Raw genomic sequence first — 15,480 nt, forward strand, 5'->3', positions numbered from 1 at the left:
GACATCAATTTCGGCTACCCGCGAGGCAAGCTTTCGGACTGCGGCACGCAGGACCTCGCACCATATGGCTGGAGAGACCGCATATCCTCGGCCGACAACAGCACGACCAACTCGGTCGAATACTGGGCAGATGCAGGCGGCGGGTGGACGCAGTACCTCTTCACCAACTTCAACCCTGGGGCGATCTCTTACGTCGGGGACGACTACAACGACAGGGCGGATATCGTGCACCGCAACTGCTGAACCCACTGCGCACGTACCAAACGTCCAGCTATTCGTACTGGCCACAGAGGTTAGGTACGGGGCGACACGTACGGATGATCTTGTAAAGGGGTGAGGGCCTTCGGTTGGTGCGGATTGCGACATCTACACGCCAACCTGAAAGGCCCTCATGCCTCACCGTGACGCGCCGCTGACCGAACTCGGGGCCGCTACGCCGCCTACTGGCCGCCCTCACCCTCACCTGATCCGACACCGCCGGACCGAACAGATCCTGCACTGGCCACACTGGCGACGCCGCCATCAAGCCACCGCCCGCCGATGCCACTACCAGCGCAGATCCCACCCATGATCTCAAAGTGTCACTGAAGTGTCAGCCGGTGCCTCACAGCGGCGGGTAGGCGTTGGCGAGGAGCTGCTGGAACTGCGCCCCGAACCACTCCCCGGCCGGCGGGGCGTACGGCAGTGCTCCGCTGGGCACGGTCGCCTGGGTGTATGTGGGATCGCACATCGGGTCGGGCCTGATGCCGTCGGGACTCGTGACGTTCACGCTCGAGCCGTCGGAGACGCCCGGCGGCTTGATCCACGCGTACGCGTCGATACCTGCGGCGGGGATGGCCGTGGGCCGCGCGCCGAGCCCGGCGCCGGCCTGGTTGCACCAGTCGCCGACGCTGTAACGGCGGTCCGTCCGGGACTCGTCGACGAACCGGTTCACGTCGCCGGAGGTGCTTCCGCGAACCGGGCGATACGGGCCGCCCCAGCCGCTGCGCGAGGTGTCGATCACCATGCCGATGCCGGACCCGAAGCCGGCCGCGATGAGGCGCTGCCGGAACGCCTGGGCGAACGACAGCTCGTCCACGTAGTCGTTTCCGGCCACCCACCGCGAGCTCTTCACCGGCAGGCCCATGTGGGTGTTGTAGTACGGCTCGACCAGGGCGCCGTAGCCCGCGACGTTCACCGTGAAGCCGTGCACGGGCGTCGGTGCTCCCCCGCTCGCGCCCGCGATGCTCGCGAGCAGGTCGGCGGCCCGGCCGAAGTTGTCCGGATGGCCGGCGACGCCGTGTTCGGAGGCGTCGAGGTAGACGTACACGTTGGGGATGGCGTGCAGCCGGGTCATCGCGTACCGCACCGCCGCGGGGTAGGCGCCGCTCGCCTGTACGGCGGCGCAGCGGGAGGTGGCGGCGGGCAGGAGCAGCCCGGGAAGGAAGTCGGGTTCGACGATCGCCACGATGCGCAACCGCTGGTAGGCCGGGTCGGCCAGGATCTCGGCGATCGGATCGACGTACTCGGTCCGGTAGCGGTTCAGGCCGTCGGACGTCACGCTGAAGTCTCCGTTGGAGACCAGGTGGGTGCAGTTCCGGTCGGGCAGGTCGTCCAGCACGATCTGGATCGTGAGCGGGGCCGGGCCGAAGGCGTCCTGCAGGACGGCCTCGTTCAGATGCGCGCGCAGCCCGGGGGAGGAGGCGGTGCCCTCGATGAGGGAGAGGCGGTCGAGCCAGACGCCGGTCGGCTGGTCGGCCACCGCCGCGCCGCCGGGCTCGGTCGCGGCCGACGCCGACCACCAGGGATCGACGTAGCGTTCGGCGGCCACGTAGGGATTGTCGACGCGGGTGTCCGCGGCGGCGGGGGTGCCCGTGAGGACCGCCGTGACCGGCACGAGGATCATCGCCGCGACCATCGCCATGAGACGCGCTCCCAGCCGCACCGCCATGCCGTGCCTCCCCACCGCGCGAGATCTTCGTCACCACGCACGATTCACCGGCCGGTCGGGTGCGTACAGCGCGCGACCGCACCGCCCGCCGTACGCGCGGGCGAGCCGGGGGAGATCGCCCGCTCTCATCTCGGCGAACGCCGCACCGCCCGATGCCGCCGCGCGCCGCGCCGCCTGAAAGCTTCAGCGTCCGGAAGCTTCAGGCGGGACGCTTGGAAGTCGTCACCGCGCTGTCGTCATCGAATCGGCCGCGGGCTCCGTGACGCGGGTGCCGGTCACGACGAGGCCCAGGCAGACCAGGGCCGCGGCCGCCACCGCCGCCAGCATGACGGGATAGGAGAGCCACGACGACAAGCCGGCCAGCACGGTGGGGAGCAGGAAGCCCGCGTAGGCGAGCGTGTAGTAGACGCCGGTCAGGCCGGCCAGGTCGTCGGGGCCGGCCATGCGCTGGATCTCCAGCAGCCCGGAGACCACCGCGATGCCGTAACCGGCGCCCAGGGCGGCCGCGGCGACGGCCGCGAGCCACGGCGACAGCAGCACCGCGTTCGCCGCGCACAGCGCCGCGCCGAGGAGCATCACGGCCATCGCCGCCACCGGGGCCCGTCCCATACGGGTTCCCGCCTGGCCGTTTCCCGCCTGGCCGTTTCCCGCCTCGCCGCTTCCCACGTCACCGTGAAGCCATCTGGCCACGGGCTGCACGGCCACGCCCGTGCCCAGGGTCAGCACGGTCAACCCGGTCGCGTACGCCAGCCCCCAGTCCCCGACGCGGAAGCCGACCAGCTGGGGCATGACCGCGTACGCCAGGCCGGCCGCGCCGAACACCCACGGCGCCATCGGCAGGACCACGAGCCGGAACCTCCTGCGGGCCGGCGGGGGGACACGCAGGTCGTTCACCAGTGCCGTGAGGAGCTGCCGGACCGAAACCGTCGCGTGCGCGAGCGGCGGCCGCGTCTCCGGCACCCGCAGGAGCAGCACGGGCATCGCCACGGTGAGGAGGAGGTGAACGGCGTACGGGGTCACCATGGGCCATGGTCCCCACTGGGCCAGCACGCCCGCGACACCCGCGCCGAGGCCGAATCCCGCCGTCTGGCACAGTGCGGCGCGGCGTGCGGCGAGCCCGCCGCCGGCCCCGCTCGACAGCTCCTTCACCCAGCTGCTGCCCACCGACATGGCGATGCCGACCGCGAAACCGATGATCAGCCGTCCCGCGTAGATTGGCCAGGCGCTCTGGCCGCCGAAGCAGAGCACCAGGCTCGCGACGGCCGAGGCGACGGTGCCGGCCACCAGCACGGGACGTCGCCCCCGCCGGTCGGATACGGGCCCGGCGAGCAGGAGCCCCGGCACGAGTCCGACGACGTACGCGCCGAGGAAGGCGTCGACGCTGAGCGTGGAGTAGCCGCCCAACCGGCGGTACATCAGCAGCAGCGGGGTGAACTGGTTGCCGCCCCAGCCGCAGGCGAACATCGCCGCGGCCACGGTCCGCCAGGAGCCCGGCCAGGATGTGATTGCAGGTGTGGTGGCGGGGGAGGGGGCGGCCTGCCGGGGTTCCGGCATCCGCTGGGTTTCGGGCATGGAAAAGTCAGACCTTCGCGGATGAGCGTGCGTGCGGAGACGCGGGTCAGCGGTCGTCGCGGCCGGCGGTGTACGGCGAGCCGTGCGTCGCGGTGAGATGACCGAGCAGGGCCGAGGCGAAGGCCGCGCTGTCGCCGCCGAGGAGATGGTCGAGGAGGGCCTCGTGCTCGTCGGCCAGCAGGGACAGCCGCTCCGGCCGCGGACGCAGCGCGGAGATGCTCATGCGCCGCTGCCGGTCGCCCAGCGTGGCGTAGAACCGGCTGGCCAGCCGGTTTCCCGACGCTTCGACGATGCACCGGTGAAACGCCTCGTCCGCGTCGGCGAACCGGCCGACGTCCGCGGCCTCGGCGAGGGCCCGCTGACGTCGCAGCAGTTCCCGCATCTTCTCGTGGTGATCGCCGCGCAGACCGGTTCGCGCGATGCGCTCCGCCGCGGACCGTTCGAGGGCCAGCCGCAGCTCCAGGACGTCCGCGGCCTCTCCCGGCGGCACCGGCACCACCACCGCACCGCGCTTGGGGTGGAGCGCCAGCAGTTCCTCCGACTCCAGCCGCAGGAACGCCTCCCGGACGGGCGTCCTGCTCACGCGTACCCGTTCGGCGATCTCACCCTCGCTGATGAGGCTCCCACCCGGCAGCTCGCCGGAAAGGATCAGCTCCTTGGTCACGGCGTACGCGGTATGGGCGGCGGACGGGCGCTTCGCGGGATCGGCCATGCGAGGAGCGTAGCAGCCATAGATGCAAGTTGTATCTATGGGGCGGGGCCACGGCCGTCCAGGGCGGTGTCCGCCCTGACCTCCGGTGGAGTCGGCAAGCCTCCCGCTCACCCTCGGTCCGCACGGCTGCGCCAGGACCCTCTGGGCGGCTGTGCACCACCGTCAGAGAGCCTCGGCGCGGATGGTGACCGGCTATGACGGGACAGCGTCTGGGTGAACCGGCCGTACTGCGAAGGCGGCGGCGACAACGAGGGCTGCGGCGAGGAGCAGGTGCCAGCGGATCAGCATGATCGCCTCGAACTGGAACTCCTGCCTCAGCTTCTCGGTATCCATCAGAATCACGGCCGGGATGTACCCCTCCAATGCCGCGAGGACGAGAAGCATCGCGGTCGCCAGCGTGAGACGGCGCCGCGGCCGGTCCGCCAGGACGGTGCTCGCCGTCGCCACCAGGGCGACGAGGACGACCAGCAGGCCGTCGACGTCGGCCTTGCACGACCAGAGCACGGGGAAGTTCCACAGCGAACGGGGTTGGCCGGAGGCGACCCATCCGAACAGGCTGTCGGCCTCTCCTCGCAGCAGGACAGGGAGCCGGGCCGACATCCACGCCGCCGCCCCCGCGGCCGCCGTCCACACGACGACCTCCTTTCCCGCCCGCGGTCTGGGTGGCGGCGCCACCGCGAGCAGCATGAGGAACGCCGCCCCGTAGCAGACGATCGACGGCCAGGGCCACTGTTCGCTGAGCCGACCGGCGAAGACGCCGCGGAGCGTCACCAGCAGCCGGAACGCGAGGACGGCCAGCACCGCGACGGCGCCCAAGGGCACGGTCCAGCGAGAGGACAGCAGAAACAGCCCGGCGAGGATCACCGGAAGCAGAAGCTCCGCGAGAGACAGCAGTCCCCACGTCGTCGTCCTGGACAGGAAGAGCGGCACGGTGGCCGGCAGCCGCCAGCAGATCGTGCCGTCCATGTCCGCCGGGCCGAGCGTGAAGGCTCTCAGCACGACGGGCCCCGAGGCGGCCAGGACGATCCCGACACGCAGCGCTCCCGCGCGGCTTACCGGCGTGTCCGGCGCCCGCTCCACGGCCACTCCATCAGCTCGACGTAGATCGACTCGGCCGACGGTAGCGGACGTCCGCGGTGGCCGGCCGGCCGGATCGATGATCTTCTCGGCTGATGGTCGCGCGCTCAAGGAGTGCGCCACCCTCGACGGCCGCCTACGCGACCGGCTCCTCGGCGGGCAACCGATCGCTCATCCCGGTCACGCTGCTGACAACGCCACCCCTGCAGCCCAGTCCGTACGGCTGCGCGGGGGCCCTTTGAGCTACGCGGGCCTGGGCGGTCGCGCCTGGCCGGTCGGATTTCTGGTGCGGTTGAGGCTTCTCTCGCGCAGCGGAACGTGATACGGATCACAGAGGAAGCCGGAATTTATGGCCGGTTGAGGAGGCTTTGTCGCGTTATGAGGTTCTTCCCGGTGATCGTGTGGCTCGTGGAGCGACTGCACGTCGACCTGTGCCGCCTGAACAGTCGCCTCTGTCCCTGAGCGCAGTCACCACTCCTTTCCCCTCACCTCGCATGCCGCCTCGGCGTCAGCATGCCCTTCTGCCGGAGTCTCGTTCGTGAAGAAACTCTCCTTTTCCCTGCAGTTGCTGCTCGGTCTGGTGATAGGCGCCGCCCTCGGGTTCGTCGCCCGCGCCGGTGACATCACCTGGCTCACCGCCACCCTCACCGAAGTCGGCAAGATCTTCGTCCAGCTCCTCAAACTCGCGGTCGCGCCGCTGGTCTTCACAGCGGTCGTCGTCAGCGTGGCCAACCTGCGCAACGTCAGCGGCGCCGCCAGGCTCGCGGGAAAGACGCTGCTGTGGTTCCTGATCACCTCGCTGATCGCGGTGGTCTTCGGCCTCGGCCTCGGCCTGATTCTCAATCCCGGCCAGGGCGTCACCATCTCCACCGCGGGGGCGAAGGCCGTCGACCTGGAGGGCGCGGGAACCTGGCTGGACTTCCTGACCGGCATCATCCCGACCAACATCGTCACCGCCTTCACCGAGCTCAACGTCCTCCAGATCGTCTTTCTGGGGGTCGTCCTCGGCGCCGCCGCCCTGGCGGTCGGCGAGAAGGCCGAGCCGTTCCTCGGCTTCAGCCGGTCCGTCCTCGATCTGGTTCAGAAGGCTCTGTGGTGGGTCATCAGGCTGGCCCCGATCGGCACCGCCGGTCTGATCGGCAAGTCGGTGGCCAGCTACGGCTGGGACCTGCTCGCCCCGCTCGCAAAGCTCAGCGCGGGCGTGTACATCGGCTGCCTGCTGGTGCTCCTGGTGAGCTACCCGCTGCTGCTCGCCTTCGTCGGCAAGGTCAGCCCGCTCACCTTCTATCGCAAGGCCTGGCCCGCGATCGAGCTGGCCTTCGTCTCCCGCTCCTCAGTCGGGACCATGCCGCTCACCCAGCGGGTCACCACCGAGCGCCTGGGTGTGGACCGCGACTACGCCGCCTTCGCGGTGCCTTTCGGAGCGACCACCAAGATGGACGGCTGCGCCGCCATCTATCCCGCGCTCGCGGCGATCTTCGTGGCCCAGGTGTTCGGCGTCCATCTCGGCGTGGGGCACTACCTGCTGATCGCGTTCGTCTCCGTGGTCGGCTCGGCCGCGACCGCCGGTCTGACCGGTGCGATCGTGATGCTCACCCTGACGCTGAGCACGCTGGGCCTGCCCCTGGAGGGCGTCGGGCTGCTCCTGGCGATCGACCCGATCCTCGACATGATCCGTACCGCGACCAACGTCACGGGGCAGATGGTGGTGCCCGTCCTGGTCGCCCGTTCCGAGGGCCGTCTCGACGAGGTGGTGTTCAACGCTCCACCGCAGCCTCTGGACGAAGCCCCCGCCGTGGTTGGTCCCGCGTCGGGTCCCGAACCCGCTCTCACCTGAGCTCCCGTCCCGTCCGCCCGACGTCGGCGGGAGCGGCCGCGTCTCACTGCTCGCAGGCCTGCAGCCAGCGCGCCTACCGCGCTGCCAGTCGATCCGTCAGTCAGTCCGGGGCCGACCTTTGCCGACGCGGTAAGGCGTGGGGCCGACGCCAGCACCTCGGCTCCGACCCCGGTCGGATCTCGCCTTGCCCGGGCCGCGCCCGCGAACTGGCCACCCTTCAGGTCACACCTCAAACCATGCCCGAGGGCGGTCCCACGGCCTCCGCATTTGAGGCCGGCCCGGCAGGTGATGAAGGACCCGGTGTTCCGCTCGATCGTCGCCAAGCCCATGGTCACGATCCCCGCCTCAAGACCGGTTCCACCATGCCGGCCGGCGGTGCCCTGATGTGGGCGGCCAAGGCCGCAGCCGCCGGCCGTACGTGGCTGATCCTCGGCGTCGTCCTGCATCAGAGCGCCGGCTCGCCCCCCGCGACCGGCCTGCAGGTCGCCCTGGACCGCAGCCGGAGACTGATCGACGCGGTCCGTGAGTCGCTCGATTCGGTGGTCGCGGCACAGGGCGTGAGCGAGCAGGGCAGGCGTACGGCGACAGCGTCTGGCACACGTCCGTGTGAAGCCGGGTCGGCTCACCACGTCTGTTGAGCCGTATGCCCGTCGCCCGAGTCCTGACTAGAGTTGCACCTGATCTTGCGGCAAGAGGCGGAGGGCTCGCGATTGGTCGGCCGGAATCGGGGACGCCCCGGGTGGACGCACGTGGGGCCCCTGGAGGAGCGGCTGACACGAGGCTGGAGTCCGGACACCTTCCCCGACGCCGAGTTGCTCCTCGCCGTGATGACGCTGGCCGCGGTGCCTCACAGCCTTGCGGTCCGCTTGGCGGCCCACCTCACCGGGGGCATCTGTTTGGGCTACGGCTCGGTGCCGGACCTGCCTGGGTTCGCGTCCTTACGAAGCCTGCGACTGCCCGTCCAGGACGCCTCATGGGATCTGACCCCGGGAGTCTACGATCCCAACACCCGCCGTATCGGGATCGGCACTGCCCCGTCGACGAGTGTCAGCGTGTGCGGCCACGAGTTGGGGCATGCCTGCGATCACATGGACGGATACCCGTCACGCGAGGAGTTCTGGCTGCGGCTGCAGGACAGCTGCCGGGACCGCATGGTGCCGCCCTACCGGGAGGATGCCGGCGAGTTGTTCGCCGAGGCCTTCGCGTGCACGCTCATCCGGAAGGTCACGCGCCTGATCCGCCTGTTCGGAGGGGACGAGGCGCTGGCCGAACGCGCCTATCACTGGCTGTCGGGTCGCTACGGCATCCGATGACGCGCCCCGGAGAGGGGCGTGTGATGGTAACCGGGCAAACGTTGCGGTTATGCTGGCTGAGCGGCCATGGTCTCGGCTGTTCGATCGGAGAGGCGCGGCGATGAGCGTGATAATGCTGCCCGGCGGTGTCCTCCGCGTGCCGGCCGCGACCACCCTGCCTGACGGGACCAAAGTCGACGGCACCCGAGAGGTCCGCCCGGACGACCCGGAATACCCGCAGTGGCTGCCCTACGCGCAGCGGGAAGCTGAGCTGTGGCAGGGAGACGAGGCCGAGCGGGACCAGCGCATCCTGGCCCGCTGGCGGCGCAGGGAAAGCGCCTGAACCAGCGGGGGTCGGTGGTGCGACCGCAGGCCACGTGAGCTGCTGACGTCGCACGCGCCCCCTGCCCTTGCCCGTCTGCCCTCCGCGCTGCTCTGCTCATCACCACCCCGATCGTCGCGGCCCCGCTGAGGGCTGCTTTCCGCCGCAGGGTCTCCGGCTGAGTTCACCGCTCGCTCTCATCCCGAAGCGCCTGATCGGCTTGAGGCCGCCGCGCGCACTGCGCCGGGGAGGGCGGCTGCTGGTCGTCGGCCACGGCTCGGCCGCGCCGTGGTCGTGGTCGTGGTCGTGGAACCAGGATCCCGGCGTCCTGTGCCCGAGCCCGCAGGAGGTCGCCGCCGGCATCGAACTGAACCCGGCCGACATGGACGGTCGAGCGGGCCGACGCACCGCGCCGGGTCGCGACCGGACCGGGCGGGCGCACCGCCGAGGTCACCGCCGAGGTCACCGCCACATCCCGCTCATCCGACACCTCCGTTGGATGCGGGGCAGAGGCGACGGACGTCTTTGTCGGACCCACCCGGCACGATGGCCGCATGACTGAAGCGCCCGCAATCGACGCGATCCCCGACGAGACCGCCTACGCCGAGGCGGTCCAGCTGGCGGCCGACGCGGCCGCGGCCTATTACGGTGACGGCACCTCCTCCCTGGACGATGACGCCTACGACAGGCTCGTCCGTGGCATCGCGGCCTACGAGAAGGCCCACCCCGATCAAGTGCTGGAGGCCTCGCCGACGGGCAAGGTCGCCGGAGTCGTGGGTGATGTCCCGCACACGGTGCCCATGCTCAGCTTGGACAACGTGTTCGGGCCTGAGGAGCTGGCCGGCTGGACCGCCTCGCTGGAACGCCGCCTCGGCCGTCCGGTAACCGCATGGTCCGTGGAGCCGAAGCTGGACGGGCTGGCGATCGCCGCCCGCTACCGTGACGGCCGCCTCGTCCAGTTGGTCACCCGCGGCGACGGGAGCGCAGGCGAGGACGTCTCACACGCGATCGGCACGATCGTCGGTCTCCCCGGGCGGCTGGCCGATTGGGTCACCGTGGAGCTGCGTGGCGAGGTGATGATGACCGCCCGGCAGTTCGAGGAGGCGTGTGCGAAACGGCAAGCGCATGACGGGACCACGTTCGCGAACCCGCGCAGTGCCGCCGCGGGCACGCTGAGGGCGCAGGACCGGCCGTACGTGTGCGAGCTGACGTTCTTCGGCTACGGCGCCTTGCCGCTGCCCGGTGACACGTCCGACCTCGCGACGCGGCTCCGGGAGTTGCCGCACAGCCAGGTGATGGACTGGGTTGCCGGCCAGGGTGTGCAGACCACGGCCGGGACCCCGGTTGCCGGGATCGTCGCGACTACTTTGGAGCAGGTGCAGCAGCGGATCGAGGAGATCGCGGCCGCACGGCCGGAGCTGCCGTTCGGGATCGACGGCATCGTGATCAAGGCGGACGATGCGTCGGATCAGGCGCAGGCCGGGTTCAGCTCGCGGGCGCCGCGGTGGGCGATCGCGTACAAGCTGCCCGCCGTGCAGAAGATCACGAAGCTGCTCAAGGTGGAGTGGAACACCGGCCGGACCGGTGTGATCGCCCCGCGAGCGGTTCTGGAGCCGGTGGAGCTGGACGGCTCCGTCGTGACGTACGCGACGCTGCACAACCCCTCCGACATCAAGCGCCGCGGGCTGATGCTGATGGACAGTGTCGTCGTCTATAAGGCCGGCGACGTGATCCCGCGGGTGGAGTCCCCGGTGGTGCACCTGCGCACCGGCGACGAGCAGCCCATCGTGTTCCCGGAGGTGTGCCCGACCTGCGGCGGTGAGATCGACACGTCGCAGGAGCGGTGGAGGTGCGTGCGAGGCCGAGACTGCCGCGCGATCGCCTCGATCCGGTACGCGGTCGGCCGCGACCAACTGGACGTGGAAGGGCTGGCCGACAACCGCGTCCAGCAGATGCTGGACGCGGGGTTGATCGCCGACTTCGGCGATCTGTTCTTCCTCACACGCGAGCAGCTACTGGGCCTGGAGCGGATGGGGGAGGTGTCCACCGACAACCTCCTGACCGCCATCGACAGGGCCAAGACCAGACCGCTGAGCCGGGTGTTCTGCGCGCTCGGGGTCAGGGGGACGGGGCGCTCGATGAGCCGCCGCATCGCCCGGCACTTCGGCACCATGGAGGCCGTCCGTGCGGCCGACGCCGAGGGGTTCCAGAAGGTGGACGGCATCGGCCCGGAGAAGGCGCCCGTGATTGTCGCTGAGCTGGCCGAGTTGAGCGACCTCATCGACAAGCTCGTCCGCGCCGGGGTGAACATGGTCGAGCCCGGTGTGGCGGCGGTGGCCGGTGACGAGGGCGGCACGACCACACCGACGTCGGGCGGCGACGAGCCGGCTGCTCTGCCACTGGCCAGGATGACGGTCGTGGTCACGGGCGCGATGAGCGGGCAGCTGGCGGCATTGTCCCGCAACCAGATGAACGAGCTCATCGAAAAGGCCGGAGGCCGGGCGTCCTCCAGCGTTTCGGCGAAGACCTCGTTGGTCGTCGCGGGAGACAACGCGGGGTCGAAGCGGGCGAAGGCCGAATCCCTCGGCGTGCGGATCGTTTCCCCGGAGGAGTTCGCCGAGATGGTCGCGCACCTGTCGTAGGCGACCCTGTCACCCGAGTGGAGCCACATCCGACGGGCGAGACGAGCACGCTCAGGCGAGAGGTCACGAAGAAGATCAACAGCTGCTGCAGAGAATTCGCCGGGGTGCGGTCAGGTGGCCTCGCCCAACTGTTCGGCAAGCCGCTCCAGGCCGCCCCTGATGAGCTGTCCATACTCGTCGTCGCCAAGCGCGCCGATCTCGGCCCGCGCCTGCTGGAGGTGCTCACGGGCGCGGCCGAAATCACCCAGCTTGCGATAGCACTCACTCACGTTCAGGTGCAATGACGGATACAAGCCGGCCACTGAAAGTGGCACCCCAGCTTGGGCGACCCGCTCATCGGTGACGAGGTCGGCGGCGGCAAGCGCTCGCAGATCCCACATCAGCTCCTGGTGCACGTCGTCTTGCACGTCGGCCATCGAGTGGGCAAGGACACAGACATGCAGCGGGTCGCCTTGCTCACCGCCGATGTCGTCCCAGATCTGCGCGAACAAGTCGCGAGCGGCTTCACGCTGACCTTGGTGGTGATGCAACTCCACCCCCTGGCCGATCCGGGTCATCGTTGGGTCGGTGGTCATGAGCAGTCCTTCACCGTCGCGGGCGATCGCGGTCAGCCTACTTGCCCGAGGTGCCTCGACGACCTTCAAGCTGCTGACCGGCTCCCGCGGGCTCATGCGGCCCACCTCGTCATGACCTGGGTCTTCCTGCGGGCATGGTGCGGCTCCTCTGGGAGTTACTTTTTGTCACCGATGTACTCTTCGACAACCGCTAACAGGAACATGACTTGGTCACCATGAGGTGACGGAGGAGGCGGGAGCCCATGTCGCACCAGGCCGAGGCGGACAGGATGCTGCGTTCGTTGGGCAGGGCCTGTCTCGAGCACGACCCGGATGTTCTCCGATCCGTGCTGGACCGGGTCGGTGACAAGTGGAGCCTGATCCTCATCGGGCTGCTCGACAAGGGGCCGATGCGCTTCACCGAGTTGCTGCGGACGGCCCCCGGTATCTCCCGCCGCATGCTGACGCTGACGTTGCGCAGCCTGGAGCGTGACGGGCTCGTCAAGCGCGTGATCTATCCGGAGATCCCGCCCCGGGTCGAGTACGAGGTCACCCCGTTCGGACGCACCCTGTCCGAGCCCGTCCTGGCGCTCACCCGGTGGGCGGCCGACAACCAGGACACGATCCGCGCCAACCGCCACGCCTTCGACAAGGCGGCCGGATTCGACACCGACGATCTCGACTGAGACCTGGTCGGTTCACCCCATGTGACCACGGTTCAATTGAAGTGACCGGTTACCGGCGTGTACTCAGTACTCGGTAGTTATCGAGGCCGACGGTGAGCCCTGCTCCACCGCCGGCGCACGTACGGGAGATGATCGGTATGTCTGGCGTGCCGGAACGGCCGCCCGCTGCCGGCCCGGGCGAGGTAGGGGACGGGGATCCCACCCGCCGTCATGGCCGACGGCCCACTGGTTTCACCCACCCCTGACTCGACCGACGGCCAAGCGATGACCCGCCGGCCGGGCAGGTGACAAGAGTCCCGACCAGCCGGCTCCCCAGGCCGTCTGACCCGTGCCGACCAGCCGACTCCGCCAGGTCCCTGACCCCTCCCGGCGGGGCTGTTCCGCGCGCCCCGGCCGGCACGGCGATCCCCGCATACCTCACCCACGATGCAAGTAGGAGGAACCGTGACCAACGGCAGGATCCAACCCCCGCACTTCGAGCTGGGGCTCAACTCGTTCGGGGAGGTGGCGACCGACGGCGAGCGCGTGCTCGACGACGCCGAGACCGTGCGCCTGCTCGTGGAGGAGGCCCGGCTGGCCGAGGCGGTGGGGCTGGACGTCTTCAGCCTGGGGGAACACTACCGGGACGGGCACAACGACTCCGCGACCCCGGTGCTCCTCGCCGCGATCGCCACCGCCACGCGACGCATCGGGCTCGGCACGTCCGTGACGGTGCTGAGCACGAACGACCCGGTCCGGCTGTACCAGGAGTTCTCCACCCTCGACGCGGTGTCCGGCGGCCGTGCCCGGATCGTGCTGGGCCGTGCCTCCGCGACCGAGTCGTTCCCGCTGTTCGGCTACGACCTGGCCGACTACGAGCGGCTGTTCGAAGAGAAGCTCGATCTCTTCCTGCGGCTCGAACGCGAGGAGCATGTGACCTGGTCGGGCACGGTGCGGCCGCCGCTCACCGGGCAGCGGCTGCACCCCCGGATGCGGCCGGGAGGCATCCCCACCTGGATCGGCGTGGGCGGCAGCCCCGACTCCGTGGTGCGCGCCGCCCGTCACGGCCTGCCCCTCATGATGGCCATTATCGGCGGACGGCCACAGCGGTTCGCGAGGAACGTCGAACTGTACCTCAAGGCGCTCGATCGCTTCGGCCGTCCCGAACTGCCGATCGGCCAGCACTCGCTCGGCCTCGTCGCGGACACCGACGAGGAGGCCGTCGAGACCTGGTGGCGATACTGGCAGCCCGTCGTCGAGGATCTCGCGGCCGAGCGCGGCTTCTACGCGCCGAATCGGGAGCGGTACGAGGCCGAGGTCGAGCACGGCGCGCTCTTCGTCGGATCGCCTGAGACGGTCGCCCGCAAGATCGTCAGGATGGCCCGCGATCTCCACCTGAGTCGTTTCGATCTCAAGTACGACATCATGCACCTTCCTCGCGACGCCCGCGCTCGCACGATCGAACTGCTCGGCCGCGAGGTCGCCCCGCGCGTACGCGAGCTGCTCGCAGCGGACACGGTCCACGCGTGACCCGTCAACGACTTGGAGCGACCATGAAACCCGGCGACGTTCGTACCGTCGGCATCCTCGGTGCCGGCAAGGTCGGCACCGTCCTGGCCCGCCTCGCCGTCGCGGCCGGCTACCGCGTCCTGATAGCGGGCTCCGGGGAGGCCGCACGGATCTCCCTCATCGTCGAGGTCGTCACGCCCGGGGCGGTCGCGGTGACCGCGGTGGAGGCCGCGTCCGAGGCGGATGTCGTGGTACTGGCCCTGCCACTTGGCAAGCATCGCAGCGTCCCCGCCGAGGCGCTGCGGGGCAAGCTGGTGCTCGACGCGATGAACTACTGGTGGGAGGTGGACGGGGTGCGGGACGACCTCACCGACCCGCGTACGTCCTCCAGCGAGATCGTCCAGGCGTTCCTGCCTCACGCCCGGGTCGTCAAGGCCTTCAACCACATGGGCTACCACGACCTGGAAGAAAGCGCCCGTCCCACCGGCGCTCCCGGCCGCAGCGCGATCGCCATCGCCGGCGACGATCCGGACGACGTCGAGGTCGTCGCCTCGATCGTGGACGCGCTCGGCTTCGACCCGGTCGTCGCCGGCCCGCTCGCCGAGGGCGTCCGCATGGAGCCGGGGACGGAGCCGTTCGGCGCGAACGTCGACGCGGCCGAATTGCGCGCCCTGCTTGACCGTTTCCCAGAGTCACAGCGCGGCGGCGAGGTGCTCCGCGCGCGCGGCGGGGTGACGTCATCGCCCCATCCGACGCCCTGATCGGCGCGGGTGGGCGCGGAGGAGGCCGACCTGCCCGTCGAGACCAGCCGCGCGGCGGTGCTGGAAATCACCCACCTGCCTACTACTCGTGCCGCCTCCGGCAGCCCTGCCGGAGGCGGCGAGGTCCCATCACGCGACGGCGGTCCCCTCAAGCTCGACCATCAGGTCGGGGATCGCCAGCCGTGTCACCCCGAGCATCGTGGTGGACGGTGCCACCCCGGCGGCGCCCAACCGCGACGCCAGCACGCCGTAGTGCTCGAAGAGCCGATCGACGTCGGTGGTGTAGACGTTGAGCCGGACGAGGTTCGCAAGGGACATGCCGGCCTCGCCGAGCACGGCCTCCAGGTTGTCGAGGCTCAGCGCCAACTGCGCCGCCATGTCACCGGCATGCAGGGGCTTGCCGTCGCCGCCCATCGCGGTCTGCCCGGCGCAGTACAGAGTCCGGGTGTGCCCGGAGACGATCTCACCCTGGTTGTACCCCAGCTCCACCGACCACGCCCACGGGTTGACCGCCGTTCGCTCCATGCCACATCAGCTCCATTCGATTCGTCGACATCACGTACGTCGATCGGCTCGGTAGCCGCCATCTTTTGGCCGCGTTCATGAG

The 15,480-nt window shown here is 70.0% G+C and carries 15 protein-coding genes; 9 read left to right on the top strand and 6 right to left on the bottom strand.

Annotated elements, in window-relative coordinates:
• Positions 1-243: hypothetical protein (locus HHX35_RS30735; RefSeq protein ID WP_182902173.1), on the top strand; the 243-nt coding region annotated here is incomplete at its 5' end.
• A gap of 361 nt (positions 244-604) precedes the next feature.
• Here the strand turns inward: HHX35_RS30735 and HHX35_RS30740 are convergent.
• The 4 genes from HHX35_RS30740 to HHX35_RS30755 form a co-directional block, all read right to left on the bottom strand.
• Positions 605-1,930 carry a glycoside hydrolase family 6 protein gene (locus HHX35_RS30740; protein ID WP_182902174.1) on the bottom strand — a complete coding sequence of 442 codons (1,326 nt, stop codon included), beginning with the start codon at positions 1,928-1,930 and terminating at the stop codon, positions 605-607.
• A 222-nt stretch (positions 1,931-2,152) separates the two neighbouring features.
• A complete protein-coding gene (locus HHX35_RS30745; RefSeq protein WP_220506100.1) occupies positions 2,153-3,502 on the bottom strand; it encodes an MFS transporter in 1,350 nt (449 codons plus the stop codon).
• A gap of 46 nt (positions 3,503-3,548) precedes the next feature.
• Positions 3,549-4,214: a GntR family transcriptional regulator gene (locus HHX35_RS30750; protein ID WP_182902175.1), complete on the bottom strand. Its 666-nt coding sequence runs from the start codon at positions 4,212-4,214 to the stop codon at positions 3,549-3,551.
• A gap of 192 nt (positions 4,215-4,406) precedes the next feature.
• Entirely contained in the window at positions 4,407-5,294 is an 888-nt protein-coding gene (locus HHX35_RS30755; RefSeq protein WP_182902176.1) for a hypothetical protein, read from the bottom strand.
• 535 nt (positions 5,295-5,829) lie between these two features.
• Here HHX35_RS30755 and HHX35_RS30760 point away from each other — a divergent pair.
• The 5 genes from HHX35_RS30760 to ligA all read left to right on the top strand — a co-directional run bounded on the left by HHX35_RS30760 (position 5,830) and on the right by ligA (position 11,384).
• Positions 5,830-7,128 carry a dicarboxylate/amino acid:cation symporter gene (locus HHX35_RS30760; RefSeq protein ID WP_182902177.1) on the top strand — a complete coding sequence of 433 codons (1,299 nt, stop codon included), beginning with the start codon at positions 5,830-5,832 and terminating at the stop codon, positions 7,126-7,128.
• A gap of 362 nt (positions 7,129-7,490) precedes the next feature.
• Positions 7,491-7,766, top strand: a complete 276-nt coding sequence (locus tag HHX35_RS30765; protein WP_182902178.1) for a hypothetical protein — start codon at positions 7,491-7,493, stop codon at positions 7,764-7,766.
• 111 nt (positions 7,767-7,877) lie between these two features.
• Positions 7,878-8,441: a hypothetical protein gene (locus tag HHX35_RS30770; protein WP_182902179.1), complete on the top strand. Its 564-nt coding sequence runs from the start codon at positions 7,878-7,880 to the stop codon at positions 8,439-8,441.
• 100 nt (positions 8,442-8,541) lie between these two features.
• Complete coding sequence (locus HHX35_RS30775) at positions 8,542-8,763, top strand: hypothetical protein (protein WP_182902180.1); 222 nt, start codon at positions 8,542-8,544, stop codon at positions 8,761-8,763.
• 533 nt (positions 8,764-9,296) lie between these two features.
• Complete coding sequence (gene ligA, locus HHX35_RS30780; RefSeq protein ID WP_182902181.1) at positions 9,297-11,384, top strand: NAD-dependent DNA ligase LigA; 2,088 nt, start codon at positions 9,297-9,299, stop codon at positions 11,382-11,384.
• A 110-nt stretch (positions 11,385-11,494) separates the two neighbouring features.
• Here the strand turns inward: ligA and HHX35_RS30785 are convergent, their stop codons facing one another.
• Positions 11,495-12,055: a hypothetical protein gene (locus HHX35_RS30785; RefSeq protein ID WP_259405561.1), complete on the bottom strand. Its 561-nt coding sequence runs from the start codon at positions 12,053-12,055 to the stop codon at positions 11,495-11,497.
• Between the two features lie 146 nt (positions 12,056-12,201).
• Between HHX35_RS30785 and HHX35_RS30790 the strand changes: the two genes are divergently transcribed.
• The 3 genes from HHX35_RS30790 (at position 12,202) to HHX35_RS30800 (ending at position 14,873) form a co-directional block, all read left to right on the top strand.
• Positions 12,202-12,624, top strand: coding sequence for a helix-turn-helix domain-containing protein (locus HHX35_RS30790; RefSeq protein WP_310739412.1), 423 nt, complete (start codon positions 12,202-12,204; stop codon positions 12,622-12,624).
• Positions 12,625-13,068: 444 nt separating this feature from the next.
• Positions 13,069-14,133 (top strand): LLM class flavin-dependent oxidoreductase, encoded by a 1,065-nt coding sequence (locus tag HHX35_RS30795; protein WP_220506101.1) that lies wholly within the window; start codon positions 13,069-13,071, stop codon positions 14,131-14,133.
• A 23-nt stretch (positions 14,134-14,156) separates the two neighbouring features.
• Positions 14,157-14,873 carry an NADPH-dependent F420 reductase gene (locus tag HHX35_RS30800; RefSeq protein WP_182902183.1) on the top strand — a complete coding sequence of 239 codons (717 nt, stop codon included), beginning with the start codon at positions 14,157-14,159 and terminating at the stop codon, positions 14,871-14,873.
• A 129-nt stretch (positions 14,874-15,002) separates the two neighbouring features.
• On the opposite strand, the gene HHX35_RS30805 is transcribed toward HHX35_RS30800, so the two are convergent.
• Complete coding sequence (locus HHX35_RS30805; protein WP_182902184.1) at positions 15,003-15,398, bottom strand: RidA family protein; 396 nt, start codon at positions 15,396-15,398, stop codon at positions 15,003-15,005.
• Between the last annotated feature and the right edge of the window lie 82 nt (positions 15,399-15,480).

It is taken from the genome of Microbispora sp. H10830 (genome assembly GCF_014161375.1).
Taxonomy (GTDB): Bacteria; Actinomycetota; Actinomycetes; order Streptosporangiales; family Streptosporangiaceae; genus Microbispora; species Microbispora catharanthi.

What these genes read in the sequence shown, in the direction of transcription:
- HHX35_RS30740 (WP_182902174.1), bottom strand. Translation starts at nt 1,930, where the DNA reads ATGGCGGTGCGGCTGGGAGCGCGTCTCATGGCGATGGTCGCGGCGATG.
- HHX35_RS30800 (WP_182902183.1), top strand. Translation starts at nt 14,157, where the DNA reads ATGAAACCCGGCGACGTTCGTACCGTCGGCATCCTCGGTGCCGGCAAG.
- HHX35_RS30765 (WP_182902178.1), top strand. Translation starts at nt 7,491, where the DNA reads ATGCCGGCCGGCGGTGCCCTGATGTGGGCGGCCAAGGCCGCAGCCGCC.
- HHX35_RS30745 (WP_220506100.1), bottom strand. Translation starts at nt 3,502, where the DNA reads ATGCCCGAAACCCAGCGGATGCCGGAACCCCGGCAGGCCGCCCCCTCC.
- HHX35_RS30750 (WP_182902175.1), bottom strand. Translation starts at nt 4,214, where the DNA reads ATGGCCGATCCCGCGAAGCGCCCGTCCGCCGCCCATACCGCGTACGCC.
- HHX35_RS30790 (WP_310739412.1), top strand. Translation starts at nt 12,202, where the DNA reads ATGTCGCACCAGGCCGAGGCGGACAGGATGCTGCGTTCGTTGGGCAGG.
- HHX35_RS30805 (WP_182902184.1), bottom strand. Translation starts at nt 15,398, where the DNA reads ATGGAGCGAACGGCGGTCAACCCGTGGGCGTGGTCGGTGGAGCTGGGG.
- HHX35_RS30785 (WP_259405561.1), bottom strand. Translation starts at nt 12,055, where the DNA reads ATGAGCCCGCGGGAGCCGGTCAGCAGCTTGAAGGTCGTCGAGGCACCT.
- HHX35_RS30775 (WP_182902180.1), top strand. Translation starts at nt 8,542, where the DNA reads ATGAGCGTGATAATGCTGCCCGGCGGTGTCCTCCGCGTGCCGGCCGCG.
- ligA (WP_182902181.1), top strand. Translation starts at nt 9,297, where the DNA reads ATGACTGAAGCGCCCGCAATCGACGCGATCCCCGACGAGACCGCCTAC.